At 59.5% G+C, this 26,507-nt stretch carries 23 protein-coding genes; 20 read left to right on the top strand and 3 right to left on the bottom strand.

What is annotated here, in order from left to right:
• Positions 1 to 8: 8 nt before the first annotated feature.
• From rnhB to ispD, 9 genes are all read left to right on the top strand, one after another.
• Entirely contained in the window at positions 9 to 635 is a 627-nt protein-coding gene (gene rnhB, locus AB4N48_RS18965) for a ribonuclease HII (protein WP_016771466.1), read from the top strand.
• A gap of 76 nt (positions 636 to 711) precedes the next feature.
• Complete coding sequence (gene dnaE / locus AB4N48_RS18960; protein WP_056783220.1) at positions 712 to 4,233, top strand: DNA polymerase III subunit alpha; 3,522 nt, start codon at positions 712 to 714, stop codon at positions 4,231 to 4,233.
• Between the two features lie 139 nt (positions 4,234 to 4,372).
• Entirely contained in the window at positions 4,373 to 5,320 is a 948-nt protein-coding gene (locus AB4N48_RS18955) for an acetyl-CoA carboxylase carboxyltransferase subunit alpha (protein ID WP_016771465.1), read from the top strand.
• Between the two features lie 131 nt (positions 5,321 to 5,451).
• Positions 5,452 to 6,780 (top strand): tRNA lysidine(34) synthetase TilS, encoded by a 1,329-nt coding sequence (gene tilS / locus AB4N48_RS18950; protein ID WP_460094171.1) that lies wholly within the window; start codon positions 5,452 to 5,454, stop codon positions 6,778 to 6,780.
• Between the two features lie 274 nt (positions 6,781 to 7,054).
• A complete protein-coding gene (locus AB4N48_RS18945) occupies positions 7,055 to 8,686 on the top strand; it encodes a CTP synthase (RefSeq protein ID WP_076566135.1) in 1,632 nt (543 codons plus the stop codon).
• 4 nt (positions 8,687 to 8,690) lie between these two features.
• Complete coding sequence (kdsA, locus tag AB4N48_RS18940) at positions 8,691 to 9,536, top strand: 3-deoxy-8-phosphooctulonate synthase (RefSeq protein WP_041478122.1); 846 nt, start codon at positions 8,691 to 8,693, stop codon at positions 9,534 to 9,536.
• Between the two features lie 155 nt (positions 9,537 to 9,691).
• Complete coding sequence (eno, locus tag AB4N48_RS18935; RefSeq protein ID WP_056783223.1) at positions 9,692 to 10,981, top strand: phosphopyruvate hydratase; 1,290 nt, start codon at positions 9,692 to 9,694, stop codon at positions 10,979 to 10,981.
• Positions 10,982 to 11,150: 169 nt separating this feature from the next.
• Complete coding sequence (ftsB, locus tag AB4N48_RS18930) at positions 11,151 to 11,429, top strand: cell division protein FtsB (RefSeq protein ID WP_016771460.1); 279 nt, start codon at positions 11,151 to 11,153, stop codon at positions 11,427 to 11,429.
• Entirely contained in the window at positions 11,426 to 12,133 is a 708-nt protein-coding gene (ispD, locus tag AB4N48_RS18925; protein WP_150636327.1) for a 2-C-methyl-D-erythritol 4-phosphate cytidylyltransferase, read from the top strand. The genes ftsB and ispD overlap by 4 nt, the downstream gene beginning before the upstream one ends.
• A 132-nt stretch (positions 12,134 to 12,265) precedes the next feature.
• Here ispD and AB4N48_RS18920 read toward each other — a convergent pair whose 3' ends face one another.
• Positions 12,266 to 13,162, bottom strand: coding sequence for a LysR family transcriptional regulator (locus tag AB4N48_RS18920; RefSeq protein ID WP_056783227.1), 897 nt, complete (start codon positions 13,160 to 13,162; stop codon positions 12,266 to 12,268).
• Between the two features lie 116 nt (positions 13,163 to 13,278).
• On the opposite strand from AB4N48_RS18920, the gene AB4N48_RS18915 reads away from it, so the two are divergent.
• The 8 genes from AB4N48_RS18915 to rpoS all read left to right on the top strand — a co-directional run bounded on the left by AB4N48_RS18915 (position 13,279) and on the right by rpoS (position 20,504).
• Positions 13,279 to 14,391, top strand: coding sequence for an S-(hydroxymethyl)glutathione dehydrogenase/class III alcohol dehydrogenase (locus tag AB4N48_RS18915; RefSeq protein WP_007908835.1), 1,113 nt, complete (start codon positions 13,279 to 13,281; stop codon positions 14,389 to 14,391).
• 88 nt (positions 14,392 to 14,479) lie between these two features.
• Positions 14,480 to 15,325, top strand: a complete 846-nt coding sequence (fghA, locus tag AB4N48_RS18910; RefSeq protein WP_150743274.1) for an S-formylglutathione hydrolase — start codon at positions 14,480 to 14,482, stop codon at positions 15,323 to 15,325.
• A gap of 43 nt (positions 15,326 to 15,368) precedes the next feature.
• Positions 15,369 to 15,842, top strand: coding sequence for a 2-C-methyl-D-erythritol 2,4-cyclodiphosphate synthase (gene ispF / locus AB4N48_RS18905; protein WP_016771456.1), 474 nt, complete (start codon positions 15,369 to 15,371; stop codon positions 15,840 to 15,842).
• Positions 15,839 to 16,897 carry a tRNA pseudouridine(13) synthase TruD gene (gene truD / locus AB4N48_RS18900; RefSeq protein ID WP_460094170.1) on the top strand — a complete coding sequence of 353 codons (1,059 nt, stop codon included), beginning with the start codon at positions 15,839 to 15,841 and terminating at the stop codon, positions 16,895 to 16,897. Before ispF ends, truD begins: the two co-directional genes overlap by 4 nt.
• Complete coding sequence (gene surE, locus AB4N48_RS18895) at positions 16,885 to 17,634, top strand: 5'/3'-nucleotidase SurE (RefSeq protein ID WP_024011837.1); 750 nt, start codon at positions 16,885 to 16,887, stop codon at positions 17,632 to 17,634. Before truD ends, surE begins: the two co-directional genes overlap by 13 nt.
• A gap of 38 nt (positions 17,635 to 17,672) precedes the next feature.
• Positions 17,673 to 18,308 carry a protein-L-isoaspartate(D-aspartate) O-methyltransferase gene (locus tag AB4N48_RS18890; protein ID WP_160768345.1) on the top strand — a complete coding sequence of 212 codons (636 nt, stop codon included), beginning with the start codon at positions 17,673 to 17,675 and terminating at the stop codon, positions 18,306 to 18,308.
• A gap of 212 nt (positions 18,309 to 18,520) precedes the next feature.
• Positions 18,521 to 19,390, top strand: coding sequence for a peptidoglycan DD-metalloendopeptidase family protein (locus AB4N48_RS18885; protein ID WP_016771452.1), 870 nt, complete (start codon positions 18,521 to 18,523; stop codon positions 19,388 to 19,390).
• Positions 19,391 to 19,496: 106 nt separating this feature from the next.
• Complete coding sequence (gene rpoS / locus AB4N48_RS18880; RefSeq protein ID WP_016771451.1) at positions 19,497 to 20,504, top strand: RNA polymerase sigma factor RpoS; 1,008 nt, start codon at positions 19,497 to 19,499, stop codon at positions 20,502 to 20,504.
• Between the two features lie 527 nt (positions 20,505 to 21,031).
• Here rpoS and fdxA read toward each other — a convergent pair.
• On the bottom strand, positions 21,032 to 21,355 hold the full coding sequence (gene fdxA / locus AB4N48_RS18875; RefSeq protein WP_150636333.1) for a ferredoxin FdxA: 324 nt from the start codon (positions 21,353 to 21,355) through the stop codon (positions 21,032 to 21,034).
• A 163-nt stretch (positions 21,356 to 21,518) separates the two neighbouring features.
• The gene (gene mutS, locus AB4N48_RS18870) at positions 21,519 to 24,101 is read right to left on the bottom strand and encodes a DNA mismatch repair protein MutS (RefSeq protein WP_041478113.1); all 2,583 of its coding nucleotides are present in this window, start codon (positions 24,099 to 24,101) and stop codon (positions 21,519 to 21,521) included.
• A 202-nt stretch (positions 24,102 to 24,303) separates the two neighbouring features.
• Between mutS and AB4N48_RS18865 the strand changes: the two genes are divergently transcribed.
• From AB4N48_RS18865 to AB4N48_RS18855, 3 genes are all read left to right on the top strand, one after another.
• Positions 24,304 to 25,047 (top strand): LexA family transcriptional regulator, encoded by a 744-nt coding sequence (locus AB4N48_RS18865; protein WP_056783238.1) that lies wholly within the window; start codon positions 24,304 to 24,306, stop codon positions 25,045 to 25,047.
• A 526-nt stretch (positions 25,048 to 25,573) separates the two neighbouring features.
• Positions 25,574 to 25,912, top strand: a complete 339-nt coding sequence (locus tag AB4N48_RS18860) for a phage holin family protein (protein WP_056783240.1) — start codon at positions 25,574 to 25,576, stop codon at positions 25,910 to 25,912.
• Between the two features lie 71 nt (positions 25,913 to 25,983).
• Positions 25,984 to 26,505 carry a hypothetical protein gene (locus AB4N48_RS18855; protein ID WP_460094169.1) on the top strand — a complete coding sequence of 174 codons (522 nt, stop codon included), beginning with the start codon at positions 25,984 to 25,986 and terminating at the stop codon, positions 26,503 to 26,505.
• The last annotated feature ends 2 nt before the right edge of the window (positions 26,506 to 26,507 follow it).

Below are 26,507 nucleotides of genomic sequence, written 5' to 3'. Positions count from 1 at the left end.
AGACAAGCATGCAAATGGGCCTGGATTTCACTCTGGTAGCCGAAGTCGAAGAACTGGTCGCTGGTGTTGATGAAGTCGGTCGTGGTCCGTTGTGCGGTGCGGTGGTGACAGCTGCGGTAATTCTCGATCCGAACCGGCCGATCCTCGGCCTCGATGACTCGAAAAAACTCACCGAAGCCAAGCGCGAAAAGCTCTACGACGAGATCTGCGAAAAGGCGCTGAGCTGGTGCATCGCTCGCGCCGAAGTCGAGGAAATCGACGATCTGAATATCCTCCACGCGACCATGCTGGCCATGCAGCGCGCGGTCGCCGGTCTGCACATTCAGCCGAAACTGGCGATGATCGACGGTAACCGCTGCCCGCATCTGCCGATGCGTGCCGAGGCGGTGATTCAGGGCGACGGCAAGGTGCCGGCGATCGCGGCGGCGTCGATTCTGGCCAAGGTCAGTCGTGACCGCGAAATGGCTGCGTTCGAATTGATCTATCCGGGCTACGGCATCGGCGGCCATAAAGGCTACCCGACGCCCGTTCATCTGGAAGCACTGGCGCGGCTCGGCCCGACGCCGATTCACCGCCGCTCGTTCGCCCCGGTACGCCTGGCTTACGAGGCGCGGGAAAGCCTGACGCAGGTTTAGGCGCAAGGCTGATGTTTTATTCGAGGCCCGGTACAATCCGGGCCTCGTTGTCTCTATGTAACTGGACAGGATCACTATGCCGGCTTCATTCGTTCATCTACGCCTGCACACTGAATACTCCCTGGTCGACGGGCTGGTGCGGATCAAGCCGCTGGTCAAGGCGCTGACCGCCATGAACATGCCGGCGGTCGCGGTCACCGACCAGAACAACATGTGTTCCCTGGTCAAGTTCTATAAAAACGCCATGGGCGCCGGCATCAAGCCGATCTGCGGCGCCGACCTGTGGCTGGCGAACAAGGACCCGGATGCACCGCTGAGCCGCCTCAGCCTGCTGGTGATGAACGCTCAGGGTTATCGCAATCTCACCGAATTGATCTCGCGTGGCTTCATCGAAGGCCAGCGCAACGGCATGGTCATCGTCGAGCGCGAGTGGGTGGCCGAGGCCAACGAAGGTTTGATCATGCTGTCCGCCGCCAAAGAAGGCGAGATCGGCATGGCCATGATCGGCGGCAATCCGGCGGAAGCCGAAGCGCTGGCGCGCGAGTGGATGGCGGTGTTCCCGGATCGCTTCTATCTGGAAATCCAGCGCACCAACCGCCCCAACGATGAAGAACAGCTGCACGGCGCCGTGGCACTGGCCGACAAGCTTGGCGCACCGCTGGTGGCGACCAACGATGTGCGTTTCATCAAGCAGGAAGACTTCGCCGCCCACGAAACCCGCGTGTGCATCGGTGAGGGCCGCGCCCTCGATGACCCGCGTCGTTCGAAGAATTACAGCGATCAGCAGTACCTGAAAAGCGCCGAGGAAATGCTCGAGCTGTTCAGCGATATTCCCGACGCCATCGAAAACACCGTCGAGATCGCCAAGCGCTGCAACATCGAAGTGAAGCTGGGCACACACTTCCTGCCCAACTTCCCGATCCCCGATGGCATGACCATCGACGAATATTTCCGCAAGGTCTCCTTCGAAGGTCTCGAAGAACGCTTGGCTGTGCTGCTGCCCAAAGACACTACCGAAGACTACGAAGCCAAGCGTCAGGTCTACGTCGACCGCTTGAATTTCGAGCTGGATATCATCATCCAGATGGGCTTCCCCGGTTACTTCCTGATCGTGATGGACTTTATCCAGTGGGCCAAGAACAACGGCGTGCCGGTAGGTCCGGGCCGTGGGTCGGGTGCCGGTTCGCTGGTGGCTTACGTACAGAAGATCACCGACCTCGACCCGCTGGAATATGACCTGCTGTTCGAACGTTTCCTCAACCCGGAACGGGTTTCCATGCCCGACTTCGACGTCGACTTCTGCATGGACGGTCGTGACCGGGTGATCGATTACGTGGCCGAGAAGTACGGCCGCAACGCGGTGAGCCAGATCATCACCTTCGGTTCCATGGCCGCCAAGGCTGTGGTCCGTGACGTGGCGCGGGTGCAGGGCAAGTCCTATGGCCTGGCGGATCGTCTGTCGAAGATGATTCCGTTCGAAGTCGGCATGACCCTGGAAAAAGCCTACGAGCAGGAAGAGATCCTGCGCGACTTCATCAAGGTCGATGAAGAAGCGGCGGAAATCTGGGAGATGGCGCGCAAGCTTGAGGGCGTGGTGCGTAACGTCGGTAAGCACGCCGGTGGTGTGGTGATCGCGCCGACCAAACTCACCGACTTCTCGCCGATCTATTGCGACGAGGCCGGTGACGGTCTGGTGACCCAGTTCGACAAGGACGACGTTGAGGCCGCCGGTCTGGTGAAGTTCGACTTCCTCGGCCTGCGTACCCTGACGATCATCGACTGGGCGCTCAAGACCATCAACCGTGACCGCGCCAAGGTCAACGAGCCGCCGCTGGATATCGCCTTTATCCCGCTCGACGATAAGCCGACCTACCAGTTGCTGCAAAAAGCCGAAACCACGGCGGTGTTCCAGCTTGAGTCCCGGGGCATGAAAGAGCTGATCAAAAAGCTCAAGCCCGACTGCCTGGAAGACTTGATCGCACTCGTTGCACTGTTCCGTCCCGGTCCGCTGCAATCGGGCATGGTGGACGACTTCATCAACCGTAAGCACGGTCGCGCCGAACTGGCCTATCCGCACTCGGACTACCAGTACGACGGGCTCAAGCCGGTACTGGCGCCGACTTACGGCATCATCCTGTATCAGGAACAGGTGATGCAGATTGCCCAGGTCATGGCCGGTTACACCCTCGGCGGTGCGGACATGCTGCGTCGGGCGATGGGTAAGAAAAAGCCCGAAGAAATGGCCAAGCAGCGCGGCGGCTTCATCGAGGGCTGCGCGACCAACGGGATCGACGCGGATCTTGCCGGTAACATTTTCGACCTGGTGGAAAAATTCGCCGGTTACGGCTTCAACAAGTCCCACTCCGCCGCTTACGGCCTGGTGTCATACCAGACCGCTTGGCTGAAAGCTCACTACCCGGCGCCGTTCATGGCCGCGGTACTTTCGGCGGATATGCACAACACCGACAAGGTCGTGACCTTGATCGAGGAAGTGCGGACGATGAAGCTGCGTCTCGACGCGCCGGACGTGAACACTTCGGAGTTCAAGTTCACGGTGAACGACGACGGCCGTATCGTTTATGGCCTCGGCGCGATCAAGGGTGTCGGTGAAGGTCCGGTGGAAGCGATCACCGAAGCGCGACAGGCCGGTCCGTTCAAGGATCTGTTCGATTTCTGCGCGCGGGTCGACCTCAAGCGCATCAACAAGCGCACCCTCGATGGACTGATCCGCAGCGGTGCGCTGGATCGCCTCGGCCCGTATTTCCACGACGAACAAAAGGCCTATCAGGCCAACATCGACCGTAACCGCGCGGTATTGCTGGCGGCGATGGAAGAGGCGATCAAGGCGGCCGAGCAGACCGCGCGAACCCACGACAGTGGCCACGCCGACCTGTTTGGCGGCTTGTTCGTCGAAGAAGACGCCGACGTTTACGCGTCTCATCGCAAAGCCAAGGAACTGACCCTCAAGGAACGCCTCAAGGGTGAAAAAGACACCCTGGGCCTGTACCTGACCGGTCACCCGATCGACGAATACGAAGGCGAAATCCGCCGCTTCGCCCGTCAGCGCATCATCGACCTGAAACCGGCGCGCGATACGCAGACGGTGGCGGGGATGATCATTGCCCTGCGGGTGATGAAGAACAAGAAGGGCGACAAGATGGGCTTCATCACCCTCGACGACCGCTCCGGACGGATCGAAGCGTCGCTGTTTGCCGATGCGTTCCATTCGGCGCAGTCGCTGCTGCAGACCGACGCGATGGTGGTGGTCGAAGGCGAAGTCAGCAATGACGACTTCTCTGGCGGTCTGCGCCTGCGGGTCAAGCGGGTGATGAGCATGGAAGATGCGCGCACCAATCTGGCCGAGAGCCTGCGCCTGAAGCTGCACACCCAGGATCTGAAAGGCGATCAGCTACGCTGGTTGGGCGAACTGCTCAAGCGTCATCGCGGCGCGTGCCCGGTGACCATGGAGTACACCAGCCCGGATGCGAAGACCTTGCTGCAGTTCGGCGAGACCTGGCGGATCGACCCGGCGGATGCCTTGATTCAAGCCCTGCGTGACCAGTTCGGGCGAGACAACGTCTTCCTCCAATACCGTTGACCGGCAAGTGCCATCATGGCGCTTGCCCGCAACCTGAATTTTTAATCTCGACCTCAGCGCGCCTCTCCCTTAAGGTAGGGCGCGAATAGACAACCGGCCGGCCCAAGCTCACTTGGGACACGACCCAAGACGGACGCCTATGAACCCGAATTTTCTAGATTTCGAACAGCCGATCGCCGACCTGCAAGCCAAGATCGAAGAGTTGCGCTTGGTCGGTAATGACAATTCGCTGAATATCGGCGATGAGATCTCCCGCCTGCAGGACAAGAGCAAGACGCTGACCGAAGACATCTTCGGCAAGCTGACCAGCTGGCAGATCGCACGCCTGGCGCGTCACCCGAAACGCCCTTACACCCTGGATTACATCGAGCACATCTTCACCGAGTTCGACGAACTGCACGGCGACCGTCACTTCTCCGACGACGCTGCCATCGTTGGCGGTATCGCCCGTCTGGAAGACCAGCCGGTGATGATCATCGGCCACCAGAAGGGCCGTGAAGTGCGTGAGAAAGTTCGCCGCAACTTCGGTATGCCGCGTCCGGAAGGCTACCGCAAGGCCTGCCGTCTGATGGAGATGGCCGAGCGCTTCAAGATGCCTATCCTGACCTTCATCGATACCCCGGGTGCTTATCCTGGCATCGACGCTGAAGAGCGCAACCAGAGCGAAGCGATTGCCTGGAACCTGCGTGTGATGGCGCGTCTGAAGACTCCGATCATCGCCACTGTAATTGGTGAAGGTGGTTCCGGCGGCGCACTGGCCATCGGCGTCTGCGATCAATTGAACATGCTGCAATATTCGACCTACGCGGTGATCTCGCCGGAAGGTTGCGCATCGATCCTGTGGAAGACCGCCGAGAAAGCACCGGATGCCGCTGAAGCAATGGGCATCACTGCTGAGCGTCTGAAAGGCCTGGGTATCGTCGACAAAGTGATCAGCGAGCCACTGGGCGGCGCCCACCGTGACCCGGCAGCTGCCGCCGCTTCGATCCGCGCCGAACTGAGCTCGCAACTGGCGATGCTCAAGCAGTTCGATAACGAAGCGCTGCTCAAGCGCCGTTACGATCGCCTGATGAGCTACGGTCTCTAATCAGACGCGTGCTATCACTGTGGGAGCGAGCCTGCTCGCGAAACCGGTATGACAGTCGACGAAATTGTTGAATGTCAAATCGCTTTCGCGAGCAGGCTCGCTCCCACAGAGGACCAGGCAAAGGTGCAGATATGGGCCAGTCCCCGATTGATTTGCCATCCCGTCTTCTGCTGAACCTTGAGCCTTGGCGCCACGCCGCTCACTGGCGCATCGCCTTCTCCGGTGGCCTCGATTCCACCGTCCTCCTGCATCTGCTCGCCACTCTGGCGAACACCGAATCCCTCCCTGCGCTCAGCGCCATTCATATCCACCACGGCCTTCAGGCTGCGGCCGATGCATGGCCGCAACATTGCCAGGCCGTTTGCAATGCGCTGGGCGTGCCGTTGCAAGTGAAGCGGGTGACCGTAAAGGGCGGGGCGAGCCTGGAGCGGGCGGCGCGGGATGCGCGTTACGCCGCGTTCAGTTCGCTGACGCAGAGCAATGACGTGTTGCTGACTGGCCAGCACCGCGATGACCAAGCGGAAACGCTGCTGTTTCGGCTGTTGCGCGGTGCCGGTGTACGCGGGCTCGGGGCGATGCCGCAGCAGCGTCCAGTGGGGCAGGGCATGCTGGTTCGACCGTTGCTGGATGTCAGCCGTGCTGAGCTGGAAGGTTATGCACAGGCGCATCAGTTGCGCTGGATCGACGACCCGTCGAACCAGGACCGGCAGTTTTCGCGCAACTATCTGCGCCATCAAGTCATGCCGGTTCTCACCGAGCGCTGGCCGCAAGCGCAGGCGAGCATTGCGCGCACGGCTGCGCATCTGCGTGAGGCGCAGGACTTGCTCGATGAGCTGGCGCAGATTGATCTCGCACAAGCCGAAACGCCCCATGAATTCGCTTGGCTGGGTGTGCCATCGCTGGAGCTGACACCATTGACGGCGTTGTCTGACGCGCGCCAGCGAAATGCCCTCAGCCACTGGCTCGAACCGTTGACCCGGCTGCCGGATGCTGACCATTGGTCGGGTTGGACAACGCTGTGCAATGCCGGCGCCGACGCTTCACCGATCTGGCGTCTGGCCGACGGAGAGCTGCACCGCAGCGGCGGTCGCGTCTGGTGGCTGAGCGGCAATTGGTTGGGCGCGCCAGTGATCGGCGCCGACTGGCAGACCCCGACTTCAGCGCTACGCTTGCCGGATAACGGACGCGTCATGCTCCACGGGCATGCTCCATCCGGGCCTTTGCGTATTGCCTATCGGCAGGGCGGTGAGGTCATGCAATTGGCTGAGCGCGGCAGCCGTGATCTCAAGCGTCTGCTCAACGAGCGCGCGGTCCCGGCCTTCGTGCGTGGCAGATTGCCGCTGCTGTTTCGTGGCGAAGAATTGCTCGCCGTGGCGAACCTGCCGGGTCTTGCTGGTCAGATGGACGAAGGCTGGACATTGCACTGGCAGCCAACAGACGAAGATCAAGGTTTGAGCTGAAAGGAGCATTCCGGTAGACTACGCTCCCTTCTTGATACAACTTCTGTGGATTCGCCTGAATTGCAGGAGTTGCCGATTACCAAGCAGTCTTTGCTGGGCGATTCCAAAAAATGTGTAGCGAGCAACGTACCGGTGTTTCATCTGCCGGTCTGTCACAACGCGGCGGTTTTTTCGAAAGGTGCACTGTGATTAATGCAGGTGATCGGGGGCTTCGGCCTTCCTTCGCTTTCCCCGGCGGCTCGTTCCGCTTTAACGCAGACTTCTAGGGTTTTTCATGACGCGCTACATATTCGTCACGGGCGGTGTTGTTTCTTCATTGGGGAAAGGCATTGCCTCGGCTTCATTGGCGGCTATCCTGGAGGCGCGGGGGCTTAAGGTCACCATGCTGAAGCTGGATCCGTACATCAACGTCGATCCAGGCACCATGAGTCCGTTCCAGCACGGTGAAGTGTTCGTCACCCACGACGGCGCCGAGACCGATCTGGATCTGGGGCACTACGAGCGGTTCATCCGCACGACCATGACCCAGAACAACAACTTCACCACCGGCCGTGTCTACGAGCACGTGCTGCGCAAAGAGCGCCGTGGCGACTACCTGGGTGCAACCATCCAGGTGATCCCGCACATCACCGACGAAATCAAGCGTCGCATCATCAAAGGTGCCGGTGACGCTGACGTGGCGATGGTCGAGATCGGTGGCACCGTCGGTGACATCGAGTCGCAACCATTCCTCGAAGCCATCCGCCAGTTGCGTTTCGAAGTCGGCGCCAAGCGCGCGATGCTGATGCACCTGACGCTGGTGCCGTACATCGCCACCGCTGGCGAAACCAAGACCAAACCGACCCAGCACTCCGTCAAGGAACTGCGCTCGATCGGTCTGCAGCCAGACGTGCTGGTGTGCCGCTCCGATCACCCGATCGATGTGTCCTCGCGTCGCAAGATCGCGCAATTCACCAACGTTGAAGAGCGTGCGGTAATCGCGCTGGAAGACGCCGATACCATCTACAAGATCCCGGGCATCCTGCACTCGCAGGGCCTGGACGATTTCGTCGTCGAGCGTTTCGGTCTGCAATGCGGCAGCGCCGATCTGTCCGAGTGGGACGCAGTGGTCGATGCCAAGCTGAACCCGGAACACGAAGTGACCATCGCCATGGTCGGCAAGTACATGGAGCTGCTCGACGCGTACAAGTCGCTGATCGAAGCCATGAGCCATGCCGGCATCAGCAACCGCACCAAGGTCAACCTGCGCTACATCGATTCCGAAGACATCGAGAACCAGGGCACTGCGCTGCTCGAAGGTGTTGATGCGATTCTGGTGCCAGGCGGCTTCGGTCTGCGTGGCGTTGAAGGCAAGATCACCGCTGTTCAGTACGCTCGCGAAAACAAGGTTCCGTACCTCGGCATCTGCCTGGGCATGCAAGTGGCGGTCATCGAATTCGCCCGTAACGTACTGGGCTGGAAAGACGCCAACTCCACCGAGTTCGATCGTGCCAGCGGCCATCCGGTTGTCGGTCTGATCACCGAGTGGGAAGACGCCACCGGTGCTGTCGAAGTGCGTACCGAAGCGTCCGATCTGGGCGGCACCATGCGCCTCGGCGCTCAGGAATGCCTGCTCGAGCCGGGCTCCAAAGTGCACGATTGCTACGGCAAGGATGTGATCGTCGAGCGTCACCGTCATCGTTACGAAGTGAACAACAACCTGCTGCCGCAGATCATCGAAGCCGGCCTGAAGATTTCCGGTCGCTCCGCCGATGCTGCGCTGGTCGAAGTGGTTGAAGCGCCGGATCATCCATGGTTCGTCGCCTGCCAGTTCCACCCTGAGTTCACCTCGACCCCACGCGACGGCCATCCGCTGTTCAGCGGTTTCGTCAAAGCCGCGTTGGCTCAACACCAGAAGAAGGCGTAACCCGATGGCACAGAAGATCATCCGCGTCGGCGACATCGAGATTGCCAACGACAAACCCATGGTGCTGTTCGGCGGCATGAACGTGCTGGAAAGCCGTGACATGGCCATGCAGGTTTGCGAAGAGTACGTGAAGGTCACCGAAAAACTCGGTATCCCTTACGTGTTCAAGGCCAGCTTCGACAAGGCCAACCGTTCTTCTGTGACCTCGTATCGCGGTCCTGGCCTGGAAGAGGGCATGCGCATCTTCCAGGACATCAAGCAAGCCTTCGGCGTGCCGATCATCACCGATGTCCACGAGCCGCATCAGGCCGCGGTCGTCGCTGAAGTCTGCGACATCATTCAGCTGCCGGCCTTCCTGTCGCGCCAGACCGATCTGGTTGTCGCGATGGCCAAGACCAATGCCGTGATCAACATCAAGAAAGCCCAGTTCCTCGCGCCTCAGGAAATGAAACACATCCTGAACAAGTGCGTGGAAGCCGGTAACGATCAGTTGATCCTCTGCGAGCGTGGTTCGAGCTTCGGCTACAACAACCTCGTGGTCGACATGCTCGGCTTCGGCATCATGAAGCAGTTCGAATACCCGGTGTTCTTCGACGTGACCCACTCGTTGCAAATGCCTGGCGGTCGTTCCGACTCCGCCGGCGGTCGCCGCGCGCAGGTCACCGATCTGGCCAAGGCCGGCATGAGCCAGTCGCTGGCGGGTCTGTTTCTCGAAGCGCATCCGGATCCGGACAACGCCAAATGCGACGGCCCTTGCGCCTTGCGTCTGGACAAACTGGAGCCATTCCTGGCCCAGCTCAAGGCTCTGGACGAACTGGTGAAGAGTTTTCCGACGGTAGAAACCGCGTAACGCTCGATTCTCCGGTAAAGTACCGCACGATTTGTCGCTCATGCCCTCGGGCGTGAGCGTTGTCGTCTGCAAGTCTGCCCGCTGTACTTCGCTTGCCGACGATAAAGATTTCCTCTAGCTGCGTCGTTTTCGTCAACTTTGGAGTGTTTACAACAATGGCAAAAATCGTCGACATCAAAGGTCGTGAAGTTCTCGACTCCCGTGGCAATCCCACCGTGGAAGCGGACGTGCTTCTCGACAACGGCATCATCGGCAGCGCCTGCGCGCCGTCCGGTGCATCCACTGGCTCGCGTGAAGCGCTCGAGCTGCGTGATGGCGACAAGAGCCGTTACCTGGGCAAGGGCGTGCTCAAGGCGGTAGCCAACATCAACGGTCCGATCCGCGATCTGCTGCTGGGCACCGACCCGAGCGACCAGAAAGCCCTCGACCAAGCGATGATCAAGCTCGACGGTACCGAAAACAAGGCGACCCTGGGCGCCAACGCCATCCTCGCCGTGTCCCTGGCTGCGGCCAAGGCGGCTGCGCAGGATCAGGATCTGCCGCTGTACGCACACATCGCCAACCTCAACGGCACCCCGGGTGTGTACTCGATGCCGGTCCCGATGATGAACATCATCAACGGTGGCGAGCACGCCGATAACAACGTCGACATCCAGGAATTCATGGTGCAGCCGGTCGGCGCCAAGTCGTTCTCGGAAGGTCTGCGCATGGGCACCGAGATTTTCCATCACTTGAAAGCTGTGCTGAAGGCCCGTGGCCTGAGCACCGCCGTTGGTGACGAAGGCGGTTTCGCACCGAACCTGGCTTCCAACGAAGACGCGCTGAAAGTGATCTCCGAAGCCGTGGCCAACGCCGGTTACAAGCTGGGCACCGACGTGACCCTGGCGCTGGACTGCGCCGCGAGCGAGTTCTACGAAGACGGCAAGTACAACCTGTCCGGCGAAGGCCAGGTGTTCACTGCTGAAGGTTTCGCCGACTACCTCAAAGGTCTGACCGAGCGTTACCCGATCATCTCCATCGAAGACGGTCTGGACGAGTCCGACTGGGCCGGCTGGAAAATCCTCACCGACAAGATCGGCGAGAAGACCCAACTGGTAGGCGACGACCTGTTCGTGACCAATACCAAGATCCTCAAAGAAGGCATCGATAAAAAGATCGCCAACTCGATCCTGATCAAGTTCAACCAGATCGGCACCCTGACCGAAACCCTGGAAGCCATCCAGATGGCCAAGGCTGCCGGCTACACCGCAGTGATCTCGCACCGCTCCGGCGAAACCGAAGATTCGACCATTGCCGACCTGGCTGTGGGCACCTCGGCTGGCCAGATCAAGACCGGTTCGCTGTGCCGCTCCGACCGCGTTTCCAAGTACAACCAACTGCTGCGTATCGAAGAGCAGTTGAACGGCAAGGCCCAGTACAACGGCCGTGCCGAGTTCCGCGGTTAAGCGCAACCTGATCAAAGGACACCGGATTGTGTCGGAAAAGTCGTGACAGCGATGGATTTGCCACTAATCTGATGCCTTAAGCACAAGCCTGGATCTTTCCAGGCTTCGTGCTATCAGATGCTGCAACATTATGCGTGGCTGTCTTTTTTCACTGGATACCTGATATTCGATGCGCAGTCCTTACTGGTTGTTTCTTGTTTTGCTCTTGCTGCTGGCCGGTCTGCAGTACCGCCTGTGGGTGGGCAATGGCAGTCTGGCGCAGGTCGCCGAACTGAAACAGCAGATCGCCGAGCAACATGCCGAGAACGAAGGCCTGCTGGAGCGCAACCGGGTGATGGACGCTGAAGTCAGCGAGCTGAAGAAAGGAATGGAGACCGTTGAAGAGCGGGCTCGTCACGAACTGGGCATGGTCAAGGACGGCGAAACCCTTTACCAGTTGGCCCAATGATCGATTCCCTGCCGGCCTTCTGGGCCGTGATTCCTGCCGCGGGCGTCGGTGCCCGAATGGCCGCGGACCGTCCCAAGCAATATCTGCAACTGGGCGGGCGCACAATTCTCGAACACAGCCTCGGCTGTTTCCTCGATCACCCGAGCCTCAAGGGCCTGGTGGTCAGTCTTGCTGTTGACGATCCCTATTGGCCGAATCTGGCTTGCGTCAGCGATCCACGCATTCAGCGGGTCGGCGGCGGGGCGGAGCGTTCTGCTTCGGTGCTCAATGCCTTGCTGCATCTGCATGCGCAAGGTGCCGACGATGACGATTGGGTGCTGGTGCATGATGCGGCCCGGCCGAATCTGAGTCGCGATGATCTCGACAAGTTGCTTGCCGAACTGGCGGATGACCCGGTCGGTGGTCTGTTGGCGGTGCCCGCTCGCGACACGCTCAAACGCATTGATAAAAACGGTCGTGTGGTTGAAACGGTGGACCGCAGTGTGATCTGGCAGGCGTATACGCCGCAGATGTTTCGCCTCGGCGCGTTGCATCGGGCGTTGGCCGACAGCCTGGTTGCGGATGCCGTGATTACCGATGAAGCTTCTGCGATGGAATGGGCCGGTCTGGCACCGCGTCTGATCGAAGGGCGGGCGGATAACCTCAAGGTGACCCGGCCGGAAGATCTGGAGTGGTTGCGCCAGCGATGGGCGAATCGCCGCTGAGATTTGGGGTCGCTGTGGCATTGCCTTCGCGAGCAGGCTCGCTCCCACAGAGGGAATGCATTCAGCTGTCGAACTCGGTCAATTGTGGGAGCGAGCCTGCTCGCGAAAACGGTCGCACAGGCAACCAATAACTCAAAGTTTGTACTCCGGCCTTTCAGCCAGTCCCACCTTCAAATAATCCACCAACTTGCGCACCTTCGGCGACAGATGCCGCTGCTGCGGATACAACGCCCACACCGCCGTATTCGGCGGCTGATGCGCCTCCAGCAAGGAAATCAGCGCGCCACTGTGCAGATGCTCGAGCACGTAATAGTCCGGCAACTGACACAACCCGACGCCCTGAAGCGCCGCATCCAGCACCGCTTGCCCACTATTGCAACGCCAGTTGCCTTGCACCCGCTGGGAAAATTCCCGGCCGTTCTGTTCCAGTTGCCATATATCCGAACTGCCGATCAGGCAATTGTGTCGACTCAACTCCGACAAACTGTGTGGGCGTCCGTACCGTTCCAGGTAGGACGGCGATGCGCACAGGTACATTCTCCGTGGCGCCAGACGTGTCGCGACCAAGCGCGAATCCTGTAACCGACCCAGACGGATCGCCAGGTCCAGCCCTTCATGCACCAGATCCAGCTGGCGATTGCTCAGCTCGATATCGATACGCAGCTGCGGGTAAAGCCCCATGAAACGAGTCACCAGCGGCACGATAAAGCGTTCGCCATAGGCCACCGCGCAGGTCATGCGCAGCATGCCTTTCGGTTCGCTGGTCAGATCGCCCACCGCGCGCAAGGCTTCTTCGCGACCGTCCTGCAGGCGCTGGCAATGCTGCAGAAAAGTCTGCCCGGCTTCGGTCAACGTAACTCGCCGGGTGCTGCGGTAGAGCAGCCGCGTCTGCAAACGCTCTTCGAGTCGTACGATTTGTCGACTGATGTGCGAGGAAGAAACCCCAAGACGCTCGGCAGCGGCGGTGAATTGATTGCATTCGGCGACGGCAACGAACTCGTCGATGCCTTCCCAGCGGTTCTCCGACACTTTGATTATCCCTGTATGGCAATAATGTTTTGCTTTGGTCCGGATTATTCCTCAGGACGCGCTGAACTACACTGTCTGTCTGCTTTTTTATTTACTGGATTCATTGGAGAGTCAGCATGATCAAGTCGCGCGCCGCCGTTGCCTTCGAGGCCAAGAAGCCGCTGGAAATCGTAGAAGTCGATGTCGCCATGCCCAAGGCCGGTGAAGTATTGCTGCGCGTCGTCGCTTCCGGGGTTTGCCACACCGATGCCTACACGTTGTCCGGTGCTGACCCGGAAGGCATCTTCCCGTCGATCCTCGGCCACGAAGGTGGCGCCATCGTTGAAGCGATTGGCGAAGGCGTGACTTCTGTCGCCGTCGGCGATCACGTCATTCCGCTGTACACCCCGGAATGCGGCCAGTGCAAATTCTGCAAGTCGGGCAAGACCAACCTCTGCCAGGCGATTCGCGCCACCCAAGGCAAGGGCCTGATGCCGGATGGCACTTCGCGCTTTTCCTACAAGGGCGAAACGATTTTCCACTACATGGGCACTTCGACGTTTTCGGAGTACACCGTACTGCCGGAAATTTCCGTAGCGAAGATCTCCAAAGACGCGCCGCTGGAGAAGGTTTGCCTGCTCGGTTGCGGCGTAACCACCGGTATCGGCGCCGTGCTCAACACCGCCAAGGTCAAACCGGGTGACACCGTAGCCATCTTCGGTCTCGGCGGTATTGGCTTGTCGGCCGTGATCGGCGCGGTGAAAGCCAAGGCTGCGCGGATCATCGCCATCGACATCAATCCAGCCAAGTTCGAAATCGCCAAACAACTCGGTGCCACCGATTGCGTGAATCCGAAAGACTTTGATCGTCCGATCCAGGAAGTAATCGTCGACATGACCGATGGCGGCGTCGACTTCTCCTTCGAGTGCATCGGCAATGTGCAACTGATGCGCGCCGCGCTTGAGTGCTGCCACAAAGGCTGGGGCGAGTCGGTCATCATCGGTGTCGCCGGTGCCGGCCAGGAAATCGCTACCCGGCCGTTCCAGTTGGTCACCGGTCGCGTCTGGCGCGGTTCGGCGTTCGGCGGCGTGCGTGGCCGTACTGAATTGCCAAGCTACGTCGACATGGCCCAGAGCGGCGAGATCCCGCTGGATACCTTCATCACCCACACCATGGGCCTGGAAGATATCAACAAGGCGTTCGACCTGATGCACGAAGGCAAGAGCATCCGCACCGTCATTCATTTCTAAGGAGCAGCGGCAAGCTACAAGCCACAAGCTGCAAGCAGGCGCAACGCCCTCTTGCAGCTTGAAGCTCGCAGCTTGCGGCTGAAGTGCTATGAATCTGGAAAACATTTCCTGTCAGAAGAGTTTCGGTGGCTGGCACAAGCGCTATCGCCATCGCTCCGAAGTGCTTGATTGCGACATGGTCTTTGCCGTGTACCTGCCGCCGCAAGCGGAGCAGGGCGGCAAGCTGCCGGTGTTGTACTGGTTGTCAGGCCTGACCTGCACCGATGAGAACTTCATGCAGAAGGCCGGTGCGATGCGCATGGCTGCCGAGCTCGGGTTGATCATCGTCGCCCCGGATACCAGCCCACGCGGTCCGGATGTTCCGGACGATGCCGACAAGGCTTGGGATTTCGGTCTCGGCGCCGGGTTTTATCTGAACGCCACGCAGGAACCGTGGGCGCGGCACTATCAGATGCATGACTATGTCGTGCAGGAATTGCCTGCTCTGGTCGAAGCGCATTTCCCCGCTTCCGACAAACGCAGTATCAGCGGTCACTCCATGGGCGGCCACGGCGCATTGGTCTGCGCGCTGCGCAATCCCGGGCGTTTTCAGTCAGTGTCGGCGTTCTCGCCGATTACCCATCCAATCGATTGCCCGTGGGGTCAGAAGGCCTTTTCCAACTATTTGGGCGAAGACCGTTCGAAGTGGAAGGAGTGGGACGCCTGTGTGCTGATCGCGGAGGCGACGGAGAAGTTGCCGTTGCTGGTCGATCAAGGTGATCGTGACGATTTCCTCGCCACGCAATTGAAACCCGAGGCCCTGCAACACGCCGCAAAACAAGCGGGGCATCCGCTGGAGCTGCGCCTGCAACCGGGCTACGACCACAGCTATTTCTTCATCTCAAGCTTCATTGACGACCACTTGCAGCATCACGCACGCGCTCTGCGCGGTTAATGCAGGTAGAATCACGCCCTGACAAAAATCGGGGCGTTTTTTTATGCGTATTGGCCACGGCTACGATGTGCACCGTTTCGCTGAAGGCGATTTCATTACTCTGGGCGGCGTGCAAATTGCACACAGCTTCGGTCTGCTCGCTCATTCCGACGGTGACGTCCTGCTGCACGCCTTGAGCGATGCCTTGCTCGGCGCGGCGGCGCTGGGTGATATCGGTAAACACTTCCCGGACACCGATCCGCAATTCAAGGGCGCCGACAGCCGTGTGCTGTTGCGTCATGTGGTCAGTCTGATCCACGCCAAGGGCTGGAAAGTCGGCAACGTCGACAACACCATCGTTGCCCAGGCGCCAAAAATGGCGCCGCATATCGAATCGATGCGCGCGCTGATCGCGGCGGATCTTCAAGTTGAGTTGGATCAAGTGAACGTCAAAGCTACCACCACCGAAAAGCTTGGCTTTGTCGGTCGCGAAGAAGGCATCGCCGTGCACTCCGTTGCCTTGTTGCTGCGCGCATGAATGAATTGCAATTACTCGGCCCACGGGCCTATGGCGAACCCCTCGGCACAGCGGTACTGAAAGCCATCGCCGAAGATTTCCAGGTCGATGAAGTGCTGGATATTCCGTTCAGCGGTGACGGCGAACACCTGTGGATCTGGGTGGAAAAGCGCGGCCTCAATACCGAAGAAGCGGCGCGGCGTATCGCCAAGGCAGCCGGCGTGCCGTTGCGTACCGTCAGCTATGCCGGGCTGAAGGACCGTCAGGCCCTGACCCGACAGTGGTTCAGCGTGCAGTTGCCGGGCAAGGCCGATCCGGATTTGTCGGCGGCGGAAAACGACACGCTGAAGATCCTCAAGACCACGCGCCACAAGCGCAAGCTGCAACGCGGTGCGCATTCGGCCAACGGTTTCACTCTGCGCCTGACGCAATTCAATGGCGACAAAGATGCGATTGAACAGCGGCTGCAACTGATCGCCAAACAAGGCATCCCTAATTATTTCGGCGCCCAGCGCTTCGGCCATGACGGCGGCAACGTTGTCGATGCGCGGGCGTGGGCGGCGCGCAAGGCTTTGCCGGAACAGCGCAATGTGCGTTCGCGGTTGCTGTCGACGGCGCGTAGCTTTCTGTTCAACCAGGTGCTCGCGGCGCGCGTCGCCGATAGCACCTGGAACACCGCGCTGGTTGGCGATCTGCTGGCCTTCACCGACAGCCGCAGTTTTTTCCCGGCCGGTGAAGCCGAATGCAGCGACCCGCGTCTGGCGATTCTCGACCTGCACCCGACCGGTCCGCAGTGGGGCGAAGGTGACTCGCCCACCGCTGGCGCAGTCCATGAACTGGAGCAGGCGATCGCCGCCCGCGAAGCGGATCTGCGCGACTGGTTGATCCACGCCGGCATGAGCCATGAACGTCGCATCCTGCGGCTGCCCATTGGCGGGTTGACGTGGCATTATCCCCAACCTGACATTCTGCAACTGGAATTCGTCCTCCCGGCCGGATGCTTTGCCACCGTATTGGTGCGCGAGCTCGTTGATCTGGTGCCGGTGGGGCAGACGGACAGCCCATGCGTATTCTGATTTCTAACGACGATGGGGTAACCGCGCCCGGTCTCGCCGCGCTTTATGCTGCGCTGGCGGATTACACCGAATGCGTGGTTATCGCCCCGGAGCAGGACAAAAGCGGCGCCAGCAGTTCGCTGACGCTCGACCGTCCGCTGCACCCGCAATACTTGGCCAACGGCTTTATCAGCCTCAACGGCACACCGACCGATTGCATTCACCTGGGCCTTAACGGCTTGCTTGAGCGCGAAGCGGACATGGTGGTATCCGGCATTAATCTGGGCGCCAATCTTGGTGACGACGTGCTGTATTCGGGAACCGTGGCGGCAGCGCTGGAAGGACGATTTCTCGAGCGCCCATCGTTTGCCTTCTCCCTGGTCTCGCGTCAGGTGGACAACCTGCCGACAGCGGCCTACTTTGCGCGCAAACTGGTCGAGGCCCACGCCGGGCTGGATCTGCCACCGCGCACGGTACTCAACGTGAACATTCCCAATCTGCCTATCGATCACATCCGTGGCATTCAGTTGACCCGCCTCGGTCATCGCGCCCGCGCGGCGGCGCCGATGAAAGTGGTCGATCCGCGCGGCAAGGCCGGTTACTGGATTGCCGCTGCCGGCGACGCTGAAGACGGCGGCCCGGGCACCGATTTTCATGCCGTGATGCAGGGTTATGTGTCCATCACACCGTTGCAGCTCGATCGCACCTTCAATGATGCCTTCAGAAGTCTGGATGGCTGGCTGGGAGGGCTGAGCTGATGCGTGAACATGACGACCGTCTGCGCAGCGGCATAGGCATGACCTCCCAACGTACGCGCGAGCGCCTGATCCAGCGTCTATATGAAGAAGGCGTGTCGAACGCCAAGGTGCTGGAAGTGATCCGCCGCACACCGCGTCACCTGTTTGTCGACGAGGCGCTGGCACATCGCGCTTATGAAGACACCGCGCTGCCGATCGGCAACAACCAGACCATTTCCCAGCCTTATATGGTGGCGCGCATGAGCGAGCTGCTGCTGGAGGCTGGCCCGCTGGATAAGGTGTTGGAGATCGGCACCGGTTCCGGCTACCAGACGGCGGTGTTGTCGCAACTGGTCGAACGGGTGTTTTCGGTCGAACGCATCAAGGTGCTGCAGGACCGCGCCAAGGAGCGTCTGGTCGAGTTGAACCTGCGCAACGTGGTGTTTCGCTGGGGCGATGGCTGGGAGGGCTGGCCGGCGCTCGCCCCATACAACGGCATCATCGTCACCGCCGTTGCCACCGATGTACCGCAAGCTTTGCTCGATCAACTGGCCCCCGGTGGGCGCATGGTAATTCCGGTTGGCTCGGGTGAAGTGCAACAACTGATGCTGATCGTGCGCGAAGAACATGGCTTTTCCCGACACGTTCTGGGCGCTGTGCGTTTCGTGCCGTTGCTCAACGGGCCACTGGCCTGAGCATTTGCGAGCAGGCGCTGAATTCCTTTCAACGGCGCCGGTCTTACACCGGCAGCCAGAGTTTAAACGCAGCGTACTTGCCCCTGGCAAACGTGTGCGTCCGGTGATTTCGCTTCATTAAAGGTAAAGCCGGTTCGGCCCGTTATACTTGCGACACCTCATGCCGCAATGCGGCATTCAGAATTTTTCAGCCACCACAAAGGGAGCGGCGGGTGAGTCTCACAGTCATTGCGCAGCGTATGGGTAACACGAGCTTTCAGCGCCTGGTGACTGGCCTTGTCTTGAGCACCTTGCTGGTCGGTTGCTCCAGCACCAAATCGAGCAACGTACGGGTTGTCGATCGCAATAATTCGGTCGCGCAACGTCCGACCGTTACTACCGGGCAATATGTAGTCCGTCCCGGCGATACTTTGTTTTCGATCGCCTTTCGTTACGGCTGGGACTACAAAACCCTCGCCGCCCGGAACAATATTCCTACGCCGTATACGATCCATCCGGGTCAGACAATTCGCTTCGACGGGCGCAGCGGTTCAACGCCGACAGCGGTGGTGAGCAACTCCAGTTCCTCACCTTCTTCGTCGAGTAAAACCACAGTAATCCGGCGCCAGGCGAATGGCACCACAACCACTACAACCACCGGTTCCAAAGGGGTTGTACCGTCCGTCGCGAGCAAACCTGCACCCGCTCCACTGCCTCCGGCAGGCCCGGCCCCGACCGGCTGGGGATGGCCATCTAATGGCGTTCTGATTGGAAAATTCTCTTCAAACGGTAGTTTGAATAAAGGAATTGATATCGCCGGAGATTTGGGACAGCCTGTTTTAGCTGCGTCTGATGGGACGGTCGTATACGCCGGGAGTGGCTTAAGGGGCTACGGCGAATTGGTCATCATCAAACACAGCGAAACCTACGTCAGTGCTTACGGACATAACCGCAGGCTGTTGGTTCGGGAGGGGCAGCAGGTCAAGGTCGGACAGACAATTGCCGAAATGGGGTCAACGGGTACAGACCGGGTGAAACTGCATTTTGAGATTCGCCGCCAAGGTAAACCTGTGGATCCGCTGCAGTTCCTGCCAAGACGTTGATTTGAAGGCCAGCCTGTTCCGTCGCGTAGAGGGGACAGGCTCCAGCGTTGCCAAGGATAAAGGCGTCGCTTGAGCTTGGGGTCGAACTCACCAAAGGACTATAACAATGGCTCTCAGTAAAGAAGTGCCGGAGTTTGACATCGACGATGAGGTTCTCCTTATGGAGACCGGCATCGATTCGGATTCGATGTTGAATGATGAAGGGGCTGCTCCACCTTCCGTTCGTTCCAAATCCAGACACTCCGCCACACTCAAACAACATAAATACATCGACTACACTCGGGCACTTGATGCCACGCAGCTGTATCTCAACGAAATCGGCTTTTCCCCTCTGCTCTCCCCGGAAGAAGAAGTTCATTTTGCGCGCTTGTCGCAAAGTGGCGATCCTGCCGGGCGCAAGCGCATGATCGAAAGTAACCTGCGGCTGGTCGTCAAGATCGCCCGGCGTTACGTCAATCGGGGGCTGTCGCTGCTGGATCTGATCGAAGAGGGCAACCTCGGCCTGATCCGCGCGGTGGAAAAGTTCGATCCGGAGCGCGGCTTCCGCTTCTCGACCTACGCAACCTGGTGGATCCGTCAGACCATCGAGCGCGCGATCATGAATCAGACCCGGACCATCCGGCTGCCGATACATGTGGTCAAGGAGCTCAACGTCTACCTGCGCGCCGCACGTGAGCTGACGCAAAAACTCGACCACGAACCTTCACCCGAAGAAATCGCCAACCTGCTGGAGAAACCGGTGGGGGAGGTCAAGCGCATGCTGGGTCTCAACGAAAGGGTTTCTTCGGTCGACGTCTCGCTGGGTCCGGATTCGGATAAAACCCTGCTGGACACACTCACTGACGATCGTCCGACCGATCCGTGCGAACTGTTGCAGGACGATGATCTGTCGCAGAGCATCGATCAATGGCTGTCGGAGCTGACCGACAAGCAGCGCGAGGTGGTGATTCGCCGCTTCGGCCTGCGTGGTCACGAAAGCAGCACGCTGGAAGATGTCGGCCTGGAGATCGGCCTGACCCGCGAGCGGGTACGGCAGATTCAGGTGGAAGGGCTCAAGCGCCTTCGCGAGATCCTTGAAAAGAACGGCCTGTCGAGCGAGTCGCTGTTTCAATAAGCGCCTTCTCCTCCGCCCGCAAAAGCCCCGGCTGATTCGATCAGTCGGGGCTTTTTTGTTTTTCGCGTGCAGCAAATCGGGCTTTCGGCAGCCACCAGACAAGCGGTCGTCAATTTCTGAATTTGTAGTCTCGCGCTGTAAGCCTTTGCTTACTGTGTCGTAAGTGTTCGTTATTTTTACACTTCGGTGGAAGGCGATCGCGCTCACTCTCAGTGAGCAACCTTTTGATTTTGTTAATTATTTCGTAAATGTTATGTCCTTGTGACAGCGCGAGCGCGCGCCGAAGGCCAATTGCTCCTCTCCAGAAACTCTCTAATATCTCAACTGTGTCGACGGACAGACACGCCCTTCACGGAAGAGGGGAACGGACATCGCAGGAGGCGATTCATCAGGACGATGAAAAGGAATACAGGGAATAGGGAAAAAATGTGGGCGGGTCATACCGCCCCTTTTTTCGTCTGCAGAAAAGTAAAACCTGCAAAAGCAAAAAGGCCCGCAAGGGGCCTTTCAGTCGAGCGCGGGGTAGATCAGCGTTCGAGGTCTTTGATCTTGCCTTTGACACCATCCCACTCTTCAGCATCAGGCAGCGATTCTTTCTTTTCGGTGATGTTCGGCCAGATATCCGCCAGCTCGGCATTGAGCTCGATGAAGTTTTCCATGCCGCTTGGGATCTCGTCTTCCGAGAAGATCGCCACAGCCGGGCATTCTGGTTCACACAGCGCGCAGTCGATGCACTCGTCCGGGTGAATCACCAGGAAGTTCGGGCCTTCGTAAAAGCAGTCCACCGGACAGACTTCTACGCAGTCGGTGTACTTGCACTTGATGCAGTTGTCGGTGACGACGAAGGTCATTTCTAATTTTCTCCTCAGGCGGCGGCAGCGTTGCCCCTTCACGGTTGGGGTCGCCAGGTTCGGGAGCGATACCTGCTGACCAGGCTATGAGCCAGCAGCATCCCGAACCGCGCGAGATTCTAACAGCTTGAAGCGAATTGCGTTATATCCGCTTCTTCAGTGCTTATATCCGGTTCTTCAGTGCATAGAGCATTTCCAGCGCTCGACGTGGCGTCATGTCGTCCAGATCCACTTTCGCCAATTCGTCCAGCACCGGATGCGGCAGCGAGGCGAACATGTCGCTTTGCTGCGGTGTCGACGGCTTGCCCTTGGCTGCCGGTTTCGGCGCCTCGTGGGGCAGGGCAGTATCTTCCAGGCGACTCAGATGCTCGCGCGCGCGCAAGATCACTTCGCTCGGCACACCCGCCAGTTGCGCGACTGCCAAGCCATAGCTCTGGCTGGCAGGCCCAGGCAGAACATGGTGCAGGAACACGATCCGTTCGTTGTGCTCGGTGGCATTGAGATGCACGTTAGCGACAAGAGGTTCGGCTTCCGGCAGCACGGTCAGCTCAAAATAGTGAGTAGCAAACAGGGTGTAGGCGCGCAAATGGGCCAAGCGCTCGGCCGCCGCCCACGCCAGCGACAGACCGTCAAAGGTGCTGGTACCGCGCCCGACTTCGTCCATCAGCACCAGACTGCGCTCGGTCGCGTTATGCAGGATATTGGCGGTTTCGCTCATCTCGACCATGAAGGTCGAGCGACCGCCGGCCAGATCATCGCTTGAGCCGATACGGGTGAAGATGCGGTCGACCAGCGACAGCTCGCAACTGGCGGCCGGCACGAAACTGCCAATATGCGCTAGCAACACGATCAACGCGGTTTGCCGCATGTAAGTGGATTTACCGCCCATGTTCGGGCCGGTGATGACCAGCATGCGCGTATTGTCGTCCAGGCTCAGATCGTTGGCCACGAACGGCGTGGTCAGCACTTGCTCGACCACAGGGTGACGACCCTGGGTGATGCGCATGCACGGCTCGCTGACGAAACGCGGGCAATTGAGGTCGAGATTCAGCGCACGCTCGGCAAGGTTGCTCAGTACATCCAGCTCGGCCAAGGCGCCGGCGGTGTCCTGCAATGGTGGTAACTGGCTGATCAAGTCTTCGAGCAGCGCTTCGTAAAGCATTTTTTCCCGGGCCAGCGCGCGACTCTTGGCGGACAGTGCCTTGTCTTCGAATTCTTTCAGCTCGGGCGTGATGAAGCGCTCGGCGCCTTTGAGCGTCTGCCGGCGGATATAGTCGGCCGGCGCCGATTCAGCCTGCTTGCTCGGCAATTCGATGAAGTAGCCGTGGATACGGTTGTAGCCGACTTTGAGGTTGGCCAGACCAGTACGGGCTTTCTCCCGGGCTTCGAGATCGATGAGGAACTGGCCGGCGTTTTCGCTCAGTGATTGCAGTTCATCGAGCTCACTGTCGTAACCGGTTTTCAGCACACCGCCGTCGCGGATCACCGCAGGCGGGTTGTCGATAATGGCTTTTGCCAGCAGCGCCGCCAGTTCCGGATAGGTGCTGGTGGTGGCCGCCAGATGCTGCAGGTGCGGCGCTTCCAGATCGGTCATCGCCACTTGCAGTTCGGGCAGTGCGCCGAGAGCATCACGCAGACGCGCAAGGTCACGTGGTCGTGCATTGCGCAGACCGATACGCGCCAGAATCCGCTCGATGTCGCCGATTTCCTTGAGCTGCGGTTGCAGCTTTTCGAAGCGATAGCCGTCGAGCAGGCAGCGGATCGAAGTCTGGCGTGCCAGCAGCACGGTGAGGTCGCGCAACGGCCGGTTCAGCCAGCGGGTCAGTAAACGGCTGCCCATGGCGGTCTGGCAGCGATCGACCACCGATTGCAGCGTGTTGTCGCGGCCACCGGCCAGATTGGTGTCGAGTTCCAGATTGCGCCGGCTGGCGCCGTCGAGCACCACGGTGTCATCGAGACGTTCGTGACGCAGGCTACGCAAATGGGGCAGGGCAGTGCGCTGGGTTTCCTTGGCGTAGGCCAACAGGCAACCGGCAGCGCCAATGGCCAGGGTCAGGTTCTCGCAGCCGAAGCCTTTCAGGTCTTGGGTGGAAAACTGCTGGCAGAGACTTTTCAGCGCCGAATCGCGCTCGAAATCCCACGGCGCGCGACGGCGTACGCCACGGCGTTTTTCCGCCGGCAGGTCTTTTGGCCAGTCATCCGGAATCAGCAATTCCACCGGGTTGACCCGCTCCAGTTCCGCCAGCAGGTTTTCCCAGCCTTTGATCTCGAGCACGGTGAAGTTGCCGCTGGTGATGTCCAGCACCGCCAGACCGAATAGACGCTCGTCGCCCAATACCGCTGCGATCAGGTTATCGCGGCGTTCATCCAGCAGCGCCTCGTCACTGACTGTCCCCGGCGTGATGATCCGTACGACCTGGCGCTCCACCGGGCCTTTGCTGGTGGCCGGGTCGCCGACCTGCTCGCAAATCACTACCGATTCGCCGAGCTTGACCAGTTTCGCCAGGTACCCTTCCGCCGCGTGGTAAGGAATCCCACACATCGGAATCGCCTGACCCGCCGACTGCCCGCGCGCGGTCAGGGTGATGTCCAGCAATTTGGCGGCTTTCTTCGCATCTTCGTAGAAGATTTCGTAGAAATCGCCCATGCGATAGAACATCAGCTGGTCCGGGTGCTGATTCTTCAGGCGCCAGTATTGCTGCATCATCGGAGTGTGGGAGGACAGGTCGGAGACGGCTTTATTCATCGGATTGTCGGGCAACTCGTTAAAAGATGTAGGGCAAAGCGCGGGCAGTGGCCGGGCTTTTCCGCGATGGGCGCAAGGTTACCATGGCCAGTCTGCCCGACGCAGGCGCTGCGGTCGGGTGAGCATTTATTGGCAGGGAAAAGTTGATCTATGCACGATTTATGCAAATCAGCATTTGTCTTCACGAAAAACTTCAAGCACTATGCGCGTTATGCAAAAACGCAACGTTTCCTCCGTCTTAAGAGCACTGCTCGACCAGCACGGGATCTCCCCCACGGAGCTCCACCGTCGCACCGGCGTGCCTCAATCAACGCTCTCGCGGATTCTCAGCGGGAAGATTGTCGATCCTTCGGATAAACACATCTCGAAGATCGCTGAATATTTCAACGTCAGCACCGATCAGTTGCGCGGGCGCGCGGATGTCGCACCAACGGCGGCCGGCACGCGCGCTGACGTGCATGCGGAACTCAAGGACATAAGCCTGTGGGACGACGACACCCCCGTCGATGACGACGAGGTGTCGGTGCCCTTTCTACGTGAGGTTGAATTGGCTGCTGGATCAGGAAGATTCGTCATCGAAGAGAGCGAGCGCTCCAGCCTGCGCTTCGGCAAACGCAGCCTGCGCCACAACGGTGTGCAGTTCGACCAGGCCAAGTGTGTGACAGTACGCGGCAACAGCATGTTGCCGGTTCTGCGCGATGGCGCCACCGTCGGCGTCAACGCCGGCAAGTGCGGCATCGGCGACATCATTGATGGCGATCTGTATGCGATCAATCACAACGGTCAGCTGCGTGTGAAGCAACTCTATCGCCTGCCCACCGGCATCCGTCTGCGCAGCTTCAATCGCGATGAGCATCCGGATGAGGACTACAGCTTCCAGGAAATCCAGGAAGAGCAGATCGTTATCCTTGGTCACGTCTTCTGGTGGGGCATGTACGCCCGCTAGCCCCTTTCGATTCAACTGAAACCTGCCCCCCGGCAGGTTTTTTTTCGCCTGCAGAAATCTCCCTACCCCTTGGCCCGCTTGGGTTTCATGCATATGCGCAAATTTAATGCATAAATAAATGCATTTACGCATTGACTGTATATGCATCCATGCATATTCTTGCCACCAAGCCGCTCGACAAAGCGGCTGGCAAGACAAGCTCTTTAGTTCCACAAGAACAGGCAGCGATGAACCGGCCTCAACGGTTCAGAGGGTTGGCAACTGACCCGGGTGTGCAGCGTAAAGCACCAGAAGCAGTTATCCGGCGGGCAGGGACCGCGGTCGGAAAAACAATCTGAATGGACTCGTACCGCGCCAGTAGCGCCGAAAAGTCAGCTTCCTTCTCGAACACAGGATTTGAAGGAAGGCGAAGGAGCGCATTACTGAAAAGCCCGGTGTGCAAGCGCCGGGCTTTTTGGAATGCCTGCCTCAAGAGAAATCGTTTGAACCCAACCCATCACTCATCAATCACCCACGGAGGCGTGACATGACAAACGAGCAACAAGCGTTGGCGGACATGCCGATCTGGCTGGTCATCCTCCTCGCTGTCGTCGGCGGGGTGTCCGGCGAAATGTGGCGCGCCGACAAGGAGGGCGCCCGCGGCTGGTCACTTGTGCGGCGTCTGGCTCTGCGTTCCGGCGCCTGCATGATCTGCGGCGTGTCAGCGATCATGCTGCTGTATGCCGCCGGCATGTCGATCTGGGCCGCTGGCGCGTTTGGCTGCCTGACCGCCATGGCCGGCGCCGACGTCGCCATCGGCCTTTACGAACGCTGGGCGGCCAAGCGTATCGGCGTCTGCGAAGTGCCGCCGCGCGACCACCCTTAACCCTGAATATTTTTCCCTGCCGCCATGTTGGCGGCAGGGCTGCGCGTGGACGATTGAAAAGGAGGTCATGTATGCCCACACCGATCCAGCAGCCGTCGCAACTGTTTACAGCCATCGCGACGTCACTGCGCAACACCGCCGGCCTCAACCTCACCGTCGGCAACCATGATAATTTCACTGCACCGGGCGATCAGGCCTGGGTGCTGATCGACTTCGACCGCAATGGACCCGGGGTGCGCGCCGCTGACGGGCGAATTGCTCATGTCATGACGCTCTCTCTGCAAGTCATCCCGGCCCTTGCCGCCAGTGCATTTGCAGCGTGCGATCTGATCGCCGTGCTGAAAAACCTGATCATCGACAACCGCTGGGGATTGCCCGGCGATCAATGCGATCTGCCGATGAATATCGATGGCTTGCCGTCATTGCTCATCCGTGGCGATCAGCAATACAAAGCCTGGACCCTGACCTTCGAGCAGACGCTCTACCTCGGCTCGACCCTGCTCGACGATCCACTGGGCATGCCGAAATTCGTTCGCACCTGGGAAGTCAGCAACATCGACGATCCAGACCAGTACACCGCGCTGGAGGGCTGACC

It is taken from the genome of Pseudomonas sp. S2_C11 (assembly GCF_054668395.1).
This window is presented reverse-complemented; position numbering and strand designations above follow the sequence as displayed.

What these genes read in the sequence shown, in the direction of transcription:
- rnhB (WP_016771466.1), top strand. Translation starts at nt 9, where the DNA reads ATGCAAATGGGCCTGGATTTCACTCTGGTAGCCGAAGTCGAAGAACTG.
- dnaE (WP_056783220.1), top strand. Translation starts at nt 712, where the DNA reads ATGCCGGCTTCATTCGTTCATCTACGCCTGCACACTGAATACTCCCTG.
- AB4N48_RS18955 (WP_016771465.1), top strand. Translation starts at nt 4,373, where the DNA reads ATGAACCCGAATTTTCTAGATTTCGAACAGCCGATCGCCGACCTGCAA.
- tilS (WP_460094171.1), top strand. Translation starts at nt 5,452, where the DNA reads ATGGGCCAGTCCCCGATTGATTTGCCATCCCGTCTTCTGCTGAACCTT.
- AB4N48_RS18945 (WP_076566135.1), top strand. Translation starts at nt 7,055, where the DNA reads ATGACGCGCTACATATTCGTCACGGGCGGTGTTGTTTCTTCATTGGGG.
- kdsA (WP_041478122.1), top strand. Translation starts at nt 8,691, where the DNA reads ATGGCACAGAAGATCATCCGCGTCGGCGACATCGAGATTGCCAACGAC.
- eno (WP_056783223.1), top strand. Translation starts at nt 9,692, where the DNA reads ATGGCAAAAATCGTCGACATCAAAGGTCGTGAAGTTCTCGACTCCCGT.
- ftsB (WP_016771460.1), top strand. Translation starts at nt 11,151, where the DNA reads ATGCGCAGTCCTTACTGGTTGTTTCTTGTTTTGCTCTTGCTGCTGGCC.
- ispD (WP_150636327.1), top strand. Translation starts at nt 11,426, where the DNA reads ATGATCGATTCCCTGCCGGCCTTCTGGGCCGTGATTCCTGCCGCGGGC.
- AB4N48_RS18915 (WP_007908835.1), top strand. Translation starts at nt 13,279, where the DNA reads ATGATCAAGTCGCGCGCCGCCGTTGCCTTCGAGGCCAAGAAGCCGCTG.
- fghA (WP_150743274.1), top strand. Translation starts at nt 14,480, where the DNA reads ATGAATCTGGAAAACATTTCCTGTCAGAAGAGTTTCGGTGGCTGGCAC.
- ispF (WP_016771456.1), top strand. Translation starts at nt 15,369, where the DNA reads ATGCGTATTGGCCACGGCTACGATGTGCACCGTTTCGCTGAAGGCGAT.
- truD (WP_460094170.1), top strand. Translation starts at nt 15,839, where the DNA reads ATGAATGAATTGCAATTACTCGGCCCACGGGCCTATGGCGAACCCCTC.
- surE (WP_024011837.1), top strand. Translation starts at nt 16,885, where the DNA reads ATGCGTATTCTGATTTCTAACGACGATGGGGTAACCGCGCCCGGTCTC.
- AB4N48_RS18890 (WP_160768345.1), top strand. Translation starts at nt 17,673, where the DNA reads ATGACCTCCCAACGTACGCGCGAGCGCCTGATCCAGCGTCTATATGAA.
- rpoS (WP_016771451.1), top strand. Translation starts at nt 19,497, where the DNA reads ATGGCTCTCAGTAAAGAAGTGCCGGAGTTTGACATCGACGATGAGGTT.
- fdxA (WP_150636333.1), bottom strand. Translation starts at nt 21,355, where the DNA reads ATGACCTTCGTCGTCACCGACAACTGCATCAAGTGCAAGTACACCGAC.
- mutS (WP_041478113.1), bottom strand. Translation starts at nt 24,101, where the DNA reads ATGAATAAAGCCGTCTCCGACCTGTCCTCCCACACTCCGATGATGCAG.
- AB4N48_RS18865 (WP_056783238.1), top strand. Translation starts at nt 24,304, where the DNA reads ATGCGCGTTATGCAAAAACGCAACGTTTCCTCCGTCTTAAGAGCACTG.
- AB4N48_RS18860 (WP_056783240.1), top strand. Translation starts at nt 25,574, where the DNA reads ATGACAAACGAGCAACAAGCGTTGGCGGACATGCCGATCTGGCTGGTC.
- AB4N48_RS18855 (WP_460094169.1), top strand. Translation starts at nt 25,984, where the DNA reads ATGCCCACACCGATCCAGCAGCCGTCGCAACTGTTTACAGCCATCGCG.